11 protein-coding genes and 1 pseudogene are annotated in these 14,728 nt (G+C 62.6%); 5 read left to right on the top strand and 7 right to left on the bottom strand.

Annotation, left to right across the window (positions count from 1 at the left end; all coding sequences use genetic code 11):
• The first annotated feature begins 154 nt into the window (after positions 1 to 154).
• From NLY36_RS21755 to NLY36_RS21740, 4 genes are all read left to right on the top strand, one after another.
• Positions 155 to 973 (top strand): transketolase, encoded by an 819-nt coding sequence (locus NLY36_RS21755; RefSeq protein WP_245263162.1) that lies wholly within the window; start codon positions 155 to 157, stop codon positions 971 to 973.
• On the top strand, positions 970 to 1,950 hold the full coding sequence (locus tag NLY36_RS21750; RefSeq protein WP_023737064.1) for a transketolase family protein: 981 nt from the start codon (positions 970 to 972) through the stop codon (positions 1,948 to 1,950). The genes NLY36_RS21755 and NLY36_RS21750 overlap by 4 nt, the downstream gene beginning before the upstream one ends.
• Before the next feature lie 33 nt (positions 1,951 to 1,983).
• Positions 1,984 to 3,297 (top strand): aspartate aminotransferase family protein, encoded by a 1,314-nt coding sequence (locus NLY36_RS21745; protein WP_023737065.1) that lies wholly within the window; start codon positions 1,984 to 1,986, stop codon positions 3,295 to 3,297.
• Positions 3,298 to 3,385: 88 nt separating this feature from the next.
• Positions 3,386 to 4,069, top strand: a complete 684-nt coding sequence (locus NLY36_RS21740) for a GntR family transcriptional regulator (RefSeq protein WP_023737066.1) — start codon at positions 3,386 to 3,388, stop codon at positions 4,067 to 4,069.
• A gap of 44 nt (positions 4,070 to 4,113) precedes the next feature.
• Here NLY36_RS21740 and NLY36_RS21735 read toward each other — a convergent pair whose 3' ends face one another.
• From NLY36_RS21735 to NLY36_RS21705, 7 genes and pseudogenes are all read right to left on the bottom strand, one after another.
• Positions 4,114 to 5,907 carry a hydantoinase B/oxoprolinase family protein gene (locus NLY36_RS21735; RefSeq protein WP_023737067.1) on the bottom strand — a complete coding sequence of 598 codons (1,794 nt, stop codon included), beginning with the start codon at positions 5,905 to 5,907 and terminating at the stop codon, positions 4,114 to 4,116.
• 32 nt (positions 5,908 to 5,939) lie between these two features.
• Entirely contained in the window at positions 5,940 to 8,000 is a 2,061-nt protein-coding gene (locus NLY36_RS21730) for a hydantoinase/oxoprolinase family protein (protein ID WP_023737068.1), read from the bottom strand.
• Between the two features lie 16 nt (positions 8,001 to 8,016).
• Entirely contained in the window at positions 8,017 to 9,006 is a 990-nt protein-coding gene (locus NLY36_RS21725) for an ABC transporter permease (protein ID WP_031204409.1), read from the bottom strand.
• Complete coding sequence (locus NLY36_RS21720) at positions 8,999 to 9,973, bottom strand: ABC transporter permease (RefSeq protein WP_023737069.1); 975 nt, start codon at positions 9,971 to 9,973, stop codon at positions 8,999 to 9,001. Before NLY36_RS21720 ends, NLY36_RS21725 begins: the two co-directional genes overlap by 8 nt.
• Positions 9,970 to 11,454: a sugar ABC transporter ATP-binding protein gene (locus NLY36_RS21715; RefSeq protein WP_286461382.1), complete on the bottom strand. Its 1,485-nt coding sequence runs from the start codon at positions 11,452 to 11,454 to the stop codon at positions 9,970 to 9,972. Before NLY36_RS21715 ends, NLY36_RS21720 begins: the two co-directional genes overlap by 4 nt.
• Before the next feature lie 92 nt (positions 11,455 to 11,546).
• A complete protein-coding gene (torT, locus tag NLY36_RS21710) occupies positions 11,547 to 12,617 on the bottom strand; it encodes a TMAO reductase system periplasmic protein TorT (protein ID WP_023707089.1) in 1,071 nt (356 codons plus the stop codon).
• A gap of 475 nt (positions 12,618 to 13,092) precedes the next feature.
• Positions 13,093 to 13,599 (bottom strand): annotated as a pseudogene (locus NLY36_RS21705) (ISNCY family transposase); the annotation flags it as partial.
• A gap of 365 nt (positions 13,600 to 13,964) precedes the next feature.
• On the opposite strand from NLY36_RS21705, the gene NLY36_RS21700 reads away from it, so the two are divergent.
• On the top strand, positions 13,965 to 14,717 hold the full coding sequence (locus NLY36_RS21700) for an SDR family NAD(P)-dependent oxidoreductase (protein ID WP_286461381.1): 753 nt from the start codon (positions 13,965 to 13,967) through the stop codon (positions 14,715 to 14,717).
• The last annotated feature ends 11 nt before the right edge of the window (positions 14,718 to 14,728 follow it).

Genomic DNA, 14,728 nt, shown 5'->3' with positions numbered 1-14,728 from the left:
CTCCTTGCGACCAGATAGGCGGTTGCTTCGGCGAGGAATATCTTATAACTTATAAGTTGTCGAGAAAAAATGATCCCGAGAGTGACGTCCAATGGCCAACGCACCCACTCCTTCAAACAACACCCTGCCACCCGACGCGGAGCGGATCGCCCTGTTGCGCGACAGGGCAGAGTTCGTCCGGCTCGAGACGCTGCGCCTCATCCAGATCGCCAAGGTGGGCCACTATTCGTCGGTGTTCTCCTGCGCGGAAATATTCGCCACGCTCTACTACGATGCGATGCGGCTGAGGCGCGGCGAGCCGCAATGGCCGGATCGCGACCGCTTCCTGATGGGCAAGGGACATGCCGCGGTCGGCCTTTACCCGCTGCTGGTCGACTGGGGCTTCTTCTCCAAGGACGTCCTCGATGGCTACACCCGGCTCGGCAATCCGCTTGGCGATCATCCCGACATGCGCAAGGTGCCCGGCGTCGATTTCAGCTCCGGCTCGATCGGCCATGCCCTGTCCGGCGGCCTCGGCATGGTGCTTGGCGGCCGTGCGGCCAACCGGCGCTTCGATGTCTATGTCCTGCTCGGTGACGGCGAGATGCAGGAGGGCCAGGTCTGGGAAGCGGCGCTCTCCGCCGCCCACCATAAGGCCGGCAATCTGATCGCCATCGTCGACCGCAACGGATACCAGCTCGACGGGCAGGTCGACGACATCATCGGCATCGAACCGTTGGCCGACAAATGGGCGGCGTTCGGCTGGCAGGTGCACGAGGTCGATGGGCACGACGTCGTCGCTCTCGCGACGCTGCTGCGACAGTTGAAGGCCGAGGCAGACCGCACCCGGCCCGTCTGCATCATTGCCAAGACCTCCAAAGGCAAGGGCGTTGGTTACATGGAAACCGAACCCGGCTGGCATCTGGGCTATCTCGCGCCATCGGACGAGGCCTTGGCCGCCGAAGAGATCAAGCGTGGAGGCAAAACACAATGAACGGCCCGATCGATACCAACTCCTGGCAGTACCGCCAGATCAACGCGCGTGCGCCTGGCCTGAGTTACCTGGCCAACGCGCTCATTGAGCTGGTCGAAGACGGTTATCCGGTCGTGGCCGGTACGGCCGACCTTCAATATTCCAACGGGCTGGTGCGGTTCGCGCAACGCTTTCCCGAACGCTTCACGCAATTTGGCATTTCCGAGCAGAACATGGTTTCGGCTGCTGCCGGCATGGCCAGCACCGGCGCCATGCCGTTCGTCGCTACATTCGCTTCTTTCCTGGCGCTGCTGTGCTGCGAACAGATCAGAACCGACGTCGCCTATTCGGCGCTGCCGGTGCGGCTGATCGGTCATCATGCCGGTATTTCACTCGGCTTCTACGGCACCTCCCACCATGCGACGGAAGATCTTGCCATCATGCGAAGCATCGCCGACCTCACGGTCGTCGCGCCGGCTGACGGCCCGCAACTGGCGGCCGCCGTCAAGGCGTCTGTCAATCATGCCCAGCCAATCTACTTCCGCATTGGCCGCGGCCAGGAACCGCTGGTCTATGAAGACGACGGCGTCGACTTCCAGTTCGGCAAGGCGATCGTTCACGGCGAAGGATCGGACCTGACCATCATCGCCTGTGGCTCGATGGTCCATCCCTCAAGGGAGGCTTACCGCTCGCTGCGCGCGGCGGGCAAATCCGTCGGACTGATCGACATGCATACGGTGAAGCCAATGGATACGAAGGCAGTGCTCTCGGCCGCGGCTCACTCCCGCTTCATTCTAACCATCGAGGAACACAATATCCTGGGCGGTCTGGGCGGCGCCGTGGCGGAAATCCTGGCGGAGGCGGGCAGCCCGGCACGGTTGATACGCCATGGCATCCGCGACGAATACAGCCTGATTGCGCCGCCAACGCATCTCTACAAGCACTACCGGCTGGACGCGGCGGGAATCGAGGCCACCGTTCTTGAAGCCCTCGGCTGAGCCGGCGGACCATAGCCATGCACGGACATTCCGATGACCGATCAGAATAACACCGCCCGACTCATCGAGCGCGCCGGTGCGGTGATGCCGGGCGGATTGCTCAGCCCGAGCCGCAGGCTCGGCGCGCCGCATGTATTTGCCCGGGCGCAGGGTGCGTTTCTCTACGACGTCGATGGACACCAGTACACCGACTTCCACTGCGGCTTCGGCGCCAATGTGCTTGGCCACTGTCATCCGGCGGTGCGTGAACGCATCGCTGCGGTCTCCCAGGACATCGATCTTGTCGGCGCGGGAACGATGCGGCTAGAGATCGAGGTGGCGGAGGCGCTGGTCGACTGCATCCCTTGCGCGGATCTCGTCGCCTTCTGCAATTCCGGATCGGAGGCGACCTATCACGCCCTGCGCCTTGCCCGTGCCGCCACCGGTCGCAAGCGCATCATCAAGTTCCAAGGCGGCTATCATGGCTGGCACGACTATGTCGCCATGAACGTACAGTCGCACGCGCAGGCGATCGGCAAGTACGATCCCATCAGTGCTGGCATCCTCGAGGATGCCGCCCGTCACACCATCGTGCTGCCTTACAACGATGCCGGCGCCGTCGAGGATTATCTCAAGGCCAATCCCGGCGATGTCGCGGCGATCATCATCGAGCCAATCGCTCACAATATGGGGTCGGTGATCGCGACGGATGTTTTCCTGCGCGAGCTGCGTCGCCTGACCAGCGATCATGGTGTCGTGCTGATCTTCGACGAGGTCATCACCGGCTTTCGCCACGCGCTCGGCGGCTATCAGTCGATCGCCGACGTCACGCCTGATCTCGCGACCTTCGGCAAGGCGGCCTCCTCAGGCTATCCCGTTGGCGTGGTGGCCGGTCGTCGCGATCTCATGGCGCTCGTCGGCCGGACCGGGGAAGGATCCGTGTTCATGGGCGGTACTTTCAACGGCACGCCGTCGACGCTCGCCGCCATGCAGGCGACGATCGAGGAGCTGTCGAAACCAGGCTTCTACGACCGCCTGTTTGCCCTCGGCGCTTTCATGCGCACGCAGCTGGATGGCATTATCGATCGCCTCGGCCTGCCCGCGCAGAGCGCCGGGTTTGGCTCGGTCTGGCTGATCTATTTCCTCAGCGGTCCTTACCGCGACTACCAGGACTTGCTGGGCAACGACGATGTTTTCGATCTTGCGTTCCGCAGAGAGATGGTGGCGAACCGGCTGATCGGCCAGCCGCTTCCGCTCAAGCGTCTCTACCTGTCAGGGAGCCATGACCGGGCGACAGTCGAGAAATCGCTGGATATCATCGAGACAATCCTGCGCAAGCTCTCCGCTGGGAAACCCGCCAGCTCCTAGCCATGTTTCGCAACGGACTTATAGGATATAAGAGCGTCTCGCACTATCCGTTGTCGATTCGGTGCGGCCAAGATTGCAGCGGTGGACCATGAGCACGATGCAGCCAATCGAGCAAGGCAGTCTGTCGGCGAGAACTTATATCTCGCTGCGCGAAGCCCTGATCGCCGGCAATTTCCGGCCCGGCGAAAGACTGTTGATGCAGGATCTGGCGCAACGGCTGGGCACCAGCGTCACGCCTGTGCGCGAGGCCTGTTTCAGGCTCGTCAGCGAGCAGGCGCTGGAACTGCGGTCAGGGCGGTTCATCACCGTTCCAGAGCTGACCCGGTCGCGTTACTGGCAGGTCCGGCTCATTCGCATCGCGCTCGAGGGACTAGCGGCCGAACTCGCCGTTGAGCATGTTTCGGAGAAGGACATTGCAAAACTGGTCGAGATCCATCGCGATTTCGTGGCCGGCGAAACGTCCGGCGATGCTGACCGCGCCCGTCGCGCCAATCGTGAATTCCACTTCGGGGTCTACCGCCTGTCCAAGATGGATATGCTGATCGCCCAGATCGAAAGCCTGTGGGTCTCGATGGGCCCTATCCTTAACGTGTATTATCTGCAGGCCGAGAACGATTACATCGGCGCGGAGGAGCACGAGACGCTGATCGAAGCGTTCCGGACCCGCAACAAGAAGGTGGCGCGTAAGGCGATCGAACGCGACATCGTGCGCGGTGGCATGAACCTGTTGCGGTATTTCGACGAGCAGGACGCGGCCGCCAAGCGGGCGTGATCGAAGCCGCCGGTCATTTGCTGGCGACCTCTCTTCGCGCTGGCTCAGGCCGCCCGAAGGCGCGCGGTGGCATCCTGGTCGACAACCCAGACGCCCTGCTCGGCGTCCAGCACCAGGGCAACCTTGTAGGACTTGCGAGCCGCTTCGCTTGTTAGCCAGCCGCGGCCAACGCTGGCCGCGACACGGCGGACATCGCGCTTGGTCGGGTCGCCGTAGCCGCCGCCGCCACAGGCAACGAACTCGATGCGCTCGCCGGCGCGGCACGCCTCCTCATGGAAGGCCGGCAATTCCACCAGCTTGCCATCCGTGCCGCGCTTGGCACTGCGACTTGCTTTGGCGTCACCGCCGCCCAGCACGCCACGCGGCGGAAAGGTTGTGCCATCGGCCGAGTAGACCAGTGTCATCTCGTGGTCGACGGGATAGAAGACACCGCCCACCGCGGGAGCGCCCTCGAACTCGCCAATGCCTTGGGTACCCGCCACCACGCCGCGCGATTCAATGATGATGGGATACATGGATTCGTCCACCTCCACGGAATCCAGCGCGATCAGGCCGCCATTCGCCGGCCCGCAATATGTCAACCAGCCGTCATAGCCGTGACGCGCGCCGCCGCCGGCGTAGCCAATGAAGACCTGGTTGACGTAGGGCTGCCCGTCCTTGAACGGATCCTTGCCCGAAATCACCCCGATCCCCGCCGGCAGGTGCGAGCCGCTCTCGGCCTGGCCATAGGGTTCTCCCATCGTCGAGAACACGCAATTGCCGGCGATGATCAACCGGTCGTTGACATTGGTGGTCGCCACCGAGGTGCCTACGGGGTAGCGGGGTTTGCCAACCACGCTTCCCTCCCGCATCAACACCTTGATCCGGCTCTTGGCGCCCTCGTTGTGCGGGATGCCGTCGTCGAGATTGTTGAAGACGCCAATGCGGCACGAGCCCGTGCAGGTGTTTTCCGACAGGTTGAGACCGCCAGGGACGTTATCCATGTTGTCACGCACGTCGACCGTGATCTCGCCGGCTTCAGGGTCGACATCGATGGTGATCCGGACCGGGATCCCCTCCTCCGCCACGCCGGGGACCGGGTCATGGCGGACCTCGTAGGAGAACTTGCCCTTCGGCAATTTGGCGATCTCGGCCATGGCGCGACGCGCACCGTAGTCGAACCAGTCCTCGACGAAATCCAGCAGCGTGTCGCGGCCGTATTTTTCAAGCAGTTCCAAGAGACGGCGTCGACCGGTCCTGCAGGCGCCGATCTGGGCTCGCACGTCGCCCAGCCAGATGTCTGGAACACGGTTGCGCATCATGCCGATGCGCAGGATGTCCTGCTTCTCCCGGTGCTGTTCGACCACACGCACGCAGGGAAAGTGGATCCCTTCCTCATAAACGTTCTTGGCAAATGGCAGATATGTCGAAGGTGTCGGCGCGCCAGTATCGGCGTGATGGGAAAGCGCCACGGCCCAGAACAGCGGCTTGCCGTCGAAAAAGATCGGCATCGCCATGATCAGGTCGGCATGATGGGTGCCGCCCGTGTATGGGCAGTTGTTGAGGAAGATGTCGCCGTCGGCGATATCGTCGAACAACTCCGTTATCGGACGGGTCGCCAGATCCATCGACATGACGTGGATCGGCAGCGCGTCCTCGGTGGAAACCAGGCGGTGATCATAGGTCAGGATCGCACAGCTCAGGTCGCGGGCGTTCTTGATCACCGCTGAGCGGCTGGCCCGCATCACGACCAGCGTCATTTCCCGCACCACCGCCTCGAACCGGCTTTTGAGAACCGACATCAGGAACGGATCGACGCGGCGCGTTGGCGTCTCCAGGCGAATGACAGGTGAATTCATTTTACGATGCCTTGTTCGGGAAGGTTTGAGTCTCAATCGACTGTCACGACAATGTTGCCTTGCGGGTCGACGCGCCCGCGGTGTCCGTCCTTGAGGAAGGCGGTGAACGTCGTCGCCTCCACCAGGCATGGCCCATCAAGCGCCGCCCCCGCGCCCAGCTGGTCCATGTCGTAGACAGGCAGAGAGCTCGTCCGCCGGGTTTCGTGCAAATAAGCTGGCCGATGGGTCTTGGCGACCGGCGCCGTCGCCTGGTCGGCTAGCCTGAAGTCCCTCCAGGCGTCCTGATTGGCCCGCTTGCCCACCGCGCGCAGCTTCCAGTTGGTGAATTCGACGACGTCGCGGTCGGATCTGATTGAATAAATGCGTTCGTGCATCTGATGAAACGCTTCGACGAGACTTGGGAGTTTTTCCGCTTCGAGGCGCGCCTCATTGGCCTCGAAATGGACCTCGATTTCCCAGGACTGGTACTCGTAGCGACCAAGAAAGGAGAACTCGAAACGCCGGAGATCTGGCTCAACGCCGGCCTGTTCGAGGAATGCCTCGCCCGACACCTTCAACCGCGCCAGGATGTCGGAGACGCCCGCGGCGTCGAAGCGCCGGGTCGAGGTCAGGAAAACCGCGCTTTCCTCGCGCGTGATATCCGAGATCAACCCGCCGAACGCGCTCAGCCCGGCCATGAAGCGCGGGATCATGTAGCGTTTCAAGCCCAATATGTCGGCCATCTCGGCGATGTGGATGGCGGTCGCGCCGCCGCCGCAGACAAAGAAACTGTCGCGTGGGTTTATGCCCTCGCGAATGGTGATTTCCTCGATGGCCCCGACCATGTTGTGGTTGCTGGTGGTCTGGATGGCGTAAGCCGCGTCGAGCAGCGGGATGCCGAGCCGCGTCGCGATGCTCGCGACCGCTTTCTCGGCCAGATCGCGGCTGATCTTGATCCGGCCGCCGAGAAAATAATCCGGGTCAATGATGCCGAGCACGACATTGGCGTCGGTGACCGTCGGCGCGGTGCCGCCCGCTCCGTAGCATGCCGGCCCCGGCCGCGCGCCAGCGCTTTGCGGCCCGACACGAAGCAGGCCACCATCGTCGACCCAGGCAATCGACCCGCCGCCGGCGCCAACCGATCTCACATCGACTTTCGCGATCCCCAGCGAGTCGTCGTGGATCATGCTGTCCGGGGTGACGATGATCTGGTGGTCACGCAAAGCCGAGACGTCGAAGGTGGTGCCGCCCATGTCACCGACGATGACGTTGGCTTCGTCGCTCAGCGCCAGCGCGGCCATCGGCGCCAGCGTCGGCCCCGACATGACGCTGTAGATTGGCCGCCGCAGCATCTCGGCGGGAGGCATCATTCCACCGACGCAGTTGGCGAGCAGCAGCTCGCCCTGGAAACCCGCCTGCGAAAGTGCTTGCCGCAAGTCCTCGATGTAGGTGCGCACGATCGGATTGATCGACGCGTCGATAGCGGCCGCGATGATGCGCTTGTACTCGCGCGACATCGGATTGACTTCATGGCTAAGCGTGACCGGGATCTCCGGCCATGCCTGCGCGATGATATCGCGCACCGTTGTTTCATGGATGGGATTGACGACCGACCAAAGCAGACCGACCGCTATCGCTTCGACCCCATAGCGCCGGAAGTCGGCTATCGCCGCCTCGACATCGGATCTCGACAGAGGCGTGAGCTCCCGCCCGCGCGCATCGACGCGGCCCCGCGCCGTCTTCGTCAGGTGGCGCGGGACATAGGGCTCGGGATAGTCGAGCCGCCACTGGAAGGCGCCCTTGCGCGGCCCCTCGCGCAGGACGAGGATGTCCTGATGTCCTTCGTTGAGGATCAATCCGACCTTGACGGTCTTGCGCTCGACCAGCGCGTTGGTCGAGACGGTCGAGCCGTGTACGATCAAGTCGATCTTGGTCATGAACGTCGCGGGATCGAGCCCGTATCCGGCCGCCGCCACGTGCAGCACGTTGATGAATCCCTTCTCGAATTCGCCGGGCGTGGTGGGCGATTTGAAGATCGAGATTTTCCCACCGGGCTCGGAAATCAGGCAATCGGTGAAGGTTCCGCCGATGTCGATGCAGACTTGATAAGCCATTTAAGGTCCGAAGCTGTTAGCGTTTCTTGTAATCGCGGCCCAGTATCAGGCTGGCCAGAATGATGAGGCCCAAAAGAACCTGCTGCAGATAGCCGTCGACCTGCATGAGGTTCATGGCGTTGGAAATGACCGTGATGAACAGGGCACCGAGCAGAGCCGCGGTGACGCCTCCCTCTCCGCCGGTGAGGCGCACGCCACCGACCACCGCCGCCGCTATCGATTCCAGGGTCAGGTTGCCGCCGAGATTGGGCTCGCCCGATCCGGTCCGCGCGGTGAGCAGCATGGCGCCAATCGCGGCCAGCAGCGAGCAGACCACGTAGTCGATCGCAACGACGCGTCCGGTGCGAACGCCCGCCGCCTTCGCCGCGCGAGGGTTGGCGCCGATGAGATACAGGCCGCGCCCGAACACGGTGAAGCGCAGGACCAGGAACAGCAGTGCGAAACACAGCGCGGCGAACAGGATGGGCACCGGAATGCCGATCAGCCGTCCCTCCGCCAAGGCGTCCGTGAAGGCTTCGGGAACGCCCGGCACGGGAAAGCCGCCGCTGACGGTTGACGCCAGTGCCATGACAATGTTGGCCATGCCAAGCGTCGTCACCAGTGGATTGATGCCGATACCGGCGATGAGGACGCCGTTCAGCCCGCCGATCAGCAGCCCGACGCCAAGGCCAGCGGCGATCCCCCACAGGATGGGCATATCGCCGCTTCCGGTCATCACCATCGCCGATATGACGCTGACGAGCGAGACGGTGAAGCCAAGCGACAGGTCGAAGCCGCGCGTCAGCAGCACCATGGTCTGCGCCATGGCAAACAGTGCGAGATAACTCGTCTGGATCGCGATGTTCCAGAGATTGCCGCTTGAAACAATGCGCGGGTCGAGCAGACCGAGACCCAGCAGGGCCAGGAATACGAGCCCCGGCAGCTTGGCCTGCGACGCGAACTGGCGGATGTCCGGGCGAGCGCGGTCAAGAACAACCGGAGCCGCCATGTCTGGACGATCAGACATTGGCCCGCCTCCCCTGAACAATTCGGTCGAAAGCCAGTGCGCCGATGAGCACCGAACCCAGCACCAGCGTCTGGAATTTGCTGTCGATCTGCGTGAGGTTCATCGCATTGGCGATGATCGCCAGGCACAGCGCCGCCATGGCGACGTTCTCGGCGCGGCCTGAGCCGCCGCGCAATGAAACGCCGCCGATCACCGCCGCTGCGATCGTCTCCAGTCCGAGCGTCCCGCCGATCGTCGACTGGCCGGAACCGATACGGGCGGTGATCAGCACGCCGGTGAGTGCGGCCAGGAGACCGGAGAGCACATAGGCGGTAATTAACACACGGTGTGTGCGCACTCCCGACAATCGGGCGGCGCCGACGTTGCCGCCGACGGCGTAGAAGTGGCGCCCGAGCGCGGTCCGACGCTGCAGAATGATGGCGATGGCGATCACCACGATCGCCAGCAGCAAGACCGGCGGCAGGCCAAGCACCTGCCCTCGCCCGATGGCATAGACGAAGGCGTCGGAAACGCCATAGATCGGGATACCCTGCGTGTAATAGAGCGTAAGTCCCGCGACGATCGACAACGATGCCAATGTCACCATGAAAGGTGATAGGGAAAGGCGCGCCACCAGCGTGCCGTTTACCAGGCCAACACAGGCGCCGCTGGCCAAGGCCAGCGCTACCGGCATCAGCAGCTGGAGCCCATGCGCGTCGGGCATCGCGGCCATCGCCGCGGCCGTGACCACGGACGCCAAGGCCATGGTGGCGCCGACCGACAGATCAAAACCGCCGGTGGTCATGACGATCATCTGGCCGATCGCCGGAACCGCCAGGAAGGAGAAATTGCGCAGGACGTTGAGGATGTTCAGGCGGTTCAGAAAACGCGGTTCGATGATCGCGGCCGCGGCCGCAACCGCGACCAGAAGCAGGATGACGATCCCGCCGGTTTCCACAAAACGGCGCCGCAGCGTGTCAGGGCTCATGCTGCCTCCGTGGCGCCGGTTTCGGCGTCGAAATAGTGACGCAGCACAGTGGCCTCGGTGATGCCGTCGGCTTTGAGTTCGGCGACTATGCGCCCTTCGCGCATGACATAGACGCGGTTGGTCAGGTGAACGAGCTCTGGCAGTTCGGACGATGACAGCAGAATGGCCGCGCCATTCTCGACCAGGCTTTTCATAAGCCTGTAGACCTCGCTTTTGGCGCCCACGTCGATGCCGACCGTCGGTTCATCGAAAATATGGACCGAGACAGGACGCATCAGACCGCGCGCCAGCACGAGTTTCTGCTGGTTTCCTCCCGAAAACGACGACGCCGCGCGTTCCGGCGCCATCGGTCGTAGACCCAGTGTCTTCAACGGCGCGGCTATCGCCCGGCGCTCGCGCCAGAACTTGAGCAGTCCGGCCTGGGACAGTCTCGGGTCGTCGAGCGCGGCCATGGTCACATTCTCGCGGCCTGGCCGGCCAAGCGCCAGTCCCTCGGCGCCGCGATCGGCCGGGTAGTAACAAAGTCCAGCACGCAACATGCTGTGCGGCACTGGCGCTCTGACCACCTCGCCATGGAGTTCGATCTCACCGGACGTCACACGCTCCAGGCCGAACACGGCTCGGCAAAGTTCGCTACGACCGCAGCCAACCAGGCCCGCCAGGCCGACGATTTCGCCAGCTCTGACCACGATGGAGGCATCGGATAGGGTGCCGGAGACACTGATCCCCCTGGTCGCCAGCACGATTTCGGCGGGGCGATGGCTGATTGATGGATAAAGTCGTTCGACCGGCTGGCCGACCATCTTCTCGATCAGGGTCGCGTCCGATGCCGCGGCGATGGCCACTGTGTCGATCTTGCGCCCTCCTCGCAAGACCGTGACACGGTCCGCGAGCCGACGGATCTCGGCCATGCGATGCGACACATAGATGATGCCGACGCCCCGCGCCTTGAGGCCCGCGATTGCGGCGAACAGTTTTTCCGCTTCACCGTCGGTAAGCGACGCGGTCGGTTCGTCGAGGATGAGTATCTTGGCATCCGAAAGCATGCCCTTGGCAATCTCGACCATCTGCTTTTGCGCCCGGGTCAGCGTTTCGATCTTGCTGTCCAGCTCGACGTGAAAGCCAACGTCGCGGAAGCGTTCTTCCGCGCGGGCACGCATCGCGCGCCGATTTAGGAAAAGCCTTCCCTTGATCTCGCGTCCAAGAAACAGGTTCTCCTCGACCGTGAGGTCGGGGACAAGACTGAATTCCTGGAACACAGCCGCCACCCCGGCATCGCGGGATTTCTGTGGGGTCAGCGCGGAAACGGTTTGGCCGTCGATACGGCAAGAGCCTTCGGTCCAGCCGTAGGTTCCCGCTATCAGATTGATGAGCGTCGACTTTCCGGCGCCGTTTTCGCCGAGAAGGGCATGGACCTCACCGCTCAGCAGCGTGAAATCGACGCCGTCAAGCGCCACCACCCCCCCGAAACGCTTCGTCATACCCGTAAGTTCAAGCATCGCTGACACCACCGAACTCGAAGCAAAACGGGCGGCAGGCCAAGGCCGAGGTCTACCGCCCATCGAAGATGCGACTATTGTACCGAAAATTCAGGCTTCCACCCATCGGGCGCGAAAATCTGCGTCGGGTCGATTTTGTCGACGTTGTCCTTGGTCACGATACCCGGCGCGACCAGCAGAACCTTCTCATAGTCCTTCTTTTCCAAGGCGCGCACCGCGAGGTCGACGCTGATGCGGCCCATCATCACCGGATACTCGGCGGCAAAGCCAAGCACCTTGCCTTCCTTGACCAGCTTCAGCATCGTCTGGTTCTCGTAAGACGACATGATCACGACATCGTCGCGGCCAGCGTCGGCGACGGCGCTGACGGCCGCTTCCGCCGCAGCAGCCCCGCCCCAGATGACATTGAGATCCGGATAGGTCTGCAGGGCGTCCTCGACGAGGCGCAGGCTTTGCGGAACGCCGGGCTCACCATAGAGCTCGGCCGCGAGCTTGATGTTGCCGGTTTTGATGCTGTCGCGAAAGCCCGCCATATAGCTCTCCGCCCAACCCGATCCCTGCGGACCCGGCAGGCCGATTGCGGTCGTCTTTTTGTCGCCGAGATACTTCTTGAGGTACTCACCCTCCTGAAAACCCTTCTGGTAGGTATCGGGCGTGATGCGCGCGGTGATCGGAGTTTCCAGGATGGGATTGGCGACGGCGATCTGGACAAGACCCTTGGCGTCGCCCTCCTTCAGCTTGGCCGCCAGGCCGGCTTCCGAGATGGCGGCGACGAGGATGCCCTGGGCACCGGATGCGACGCAATCGTCATATTGCGACAGCTGCTTGGGCAGCGCGTCATAGCCGCCAGCCTGCAGGACCGTCACTTTGACACCCAGGCGCTTTGCTTCCTCAACGATACCGTAGTCGACCGAGACCCAGTAGCTGTCCTTGAGGTGCGGAAACAAGACGCAAAGGTTCCAAGGCTTCTCGGCCTTTTCCAGCGGCACATAGTCGAGTGCCTCGACTTTTTTCAGATCGCCGCCCTTGGCCGAGTTGATCTTGAAGGGCCACCAATCCTTGGCCTGGGCGGCGTTGGGCAGGACGGCCACGCCGGTGACGAAAGCCGCCGCGAGGATGGATCGGAAAGCGTGATTCTTGGTCATGTGATTCCCCATTTTCGTGTGTTCCCGGGTCCGGAGCCGGCGATTTCGCCGGCTCCGCGGTCTGCCTTGGGAGCAGAGGCTTGCTGGCGGATCGTAGTACCGTCTAGGCGAGTCCGCCTTCAGGGCCATCCGCGCCGTTGTTCATTTTCACAGTGCTACCGTACTACTTATAAGTTATAAGTCAATAGGGTTTTCATTAGCCGGTGCTCAGCCGGGAAGGTGTCTTCAATCGCGGTTTCGCTGCCTCGACCGGGATCACAATCCATTTGACGAAAGACGAGGTCGGAGACAGCAGCCATGCAACTGGCCTCGGCGATGTGGGCTTCCTCGCGACCGACCGGTATGCGGCTTGTCGATCGAGTTGCCTGACATCAAGCGCCGGCGAATAACTCAAAGCCATCAGCGTGGCCTTCGAATACAGAGCCATTGGTCAGCAGCCGCACTTCGCTAGCGACCAAATCGTCTAGGGTCTTTAGGGAGGAGATGTGCCCAGTGCATTCGCGTGCTGCAACAGCCGCGCTGAACCGCACGGCAGCGTGCCATAACACGCTGCGGTCGGATGATTGTTGAAATGACGGTTCCCCGCGCACGACCGTGCGGCTTTCCAACTTCTCTCGTCTGGCGCTTGCCAGCCTGAGTTCTTCCTAGAGGTCGGCGCCCGGATTGCGGGTGTTGTCTTGCGACATCATTCTCCCGGCAGCCGGGCAAAGGCCCGCAACGTGGAGGCTTCTAAATGGAACGCGGGTTCCCGATGCTTAGTGGGTGGTGCTGCTTGAGCAGGGGCAGGGCAGCACAGCCTCCGCCGGCAAGCCGTCGCGGCCCGTTCCCTTGATAGCGTGCCGGCGCAAGTCCCGCGTCACCAGGCTCGCAAATCGCGATGCACGTCCAGCCATTGCGACATGGTTTTGCCAGCTGAGAGGGCCGATCCCGTGTGCGGCGAACAGTCGAAACACTGATTGGTCGGTGTGCGTTCTTGGCGTATTGTGCAGCACTTCTGGCATTACTGGCCTTGCGGGGATGACGAGTCGGTCATGCGACAGTATGGATGTCCCTATCGGAATAGCCGGTCCGCCTTATCGGTCGTCACACCCGCATATCGCTCCGCTTCTAGGGAAACCCCATCACGCGAGGAAAGACATGGCCACATGCGCAGTATCGCCAATCTAGCCGTTGGGCCGACGGCCCGGCGCTTGGGCCAGTCCACCGGCTTTAACCTGCGTCACAACTTGATCCACTGATCCTAGGTGACGACAACGTTGTTCGTCATGATTTGATGGGGCGGGGATTGGCCCAAAAGCGAGCCCCCCAAACTGTGCGGTTGCCAAATACGTAATGGAGTGAATTGGAATGATCATCGTAACAGGCGCCACGCACGGGATTGGGCGGGCCTGCGTGGAGAAACTTGCGTCTGCCGGTTCCAGAGTGGTGGCGACCGGCCGAGATGCAGAAGCGGGCGCGGCGCTCGAACGCGCCAATCACGGTGTCACGTTCGTTGCCGGTGACATCATCCGTGAAGACGATTGCCGCCGTGTCGTCGACCGTGCGCTTGAACTTGGCAACGGCCGGCTCGCCGGGCTCGTGAACAATGCCGGCATGTCGAAGCGCATTGCCTTCGCCACCGCCACCCAGGACGATTGGGATGAGGTCCTTGCGGTTAATGCACGCAGCGTCTTTTTCTTCATCCGTCATGCGCTGGACGGCTTGCGGCTCGGGAGGGGTTCAGTCGTCAACATGGCCAGCATCGCCGGAAAGACGGGCGAAGAAGGGCTCGCTGCCTACTGCGCCTCAAAGGCCGCGGTCATCGGGCTGACGCAGGCACTCGCGCTGGAGTTCGGCGAGGAGATCCGCTTCAACGCTGTTTGCCCCGGCCAGATCGAAACACGCATGATGGGCAACATCATAAGCGATGCACTGCGCAAGAAGCAGCTCGAACTGCGGATCCCTGCCAACCGCTTCGGTGCCCCTGAAGAGATCGCTGATGTGGTCGCTTGGTTACTTTCGAATCAATCGAGCTATGTCAACGGCACGGTGGTGACTGTAGACGGCGGGGAAACAGCCGGCCTGCGCACACCCCGCGTCGCGCAGATCGATGGTGCTTAGGGCAATTCAGC

This window comes from Mesorhizobium sp. C399B, from assembly GCF_030323185.1.
Lineage (GTDB): Bacteria > Pseudomonadota > Alphaproteobacteria > Rhizobiales > Rhizobiaceae > Mesorhizobium.
Note: the sequence above shows the minus strand (reverse complement) of the source record. Positions and strands in the feature narration are given on the sequence as shown.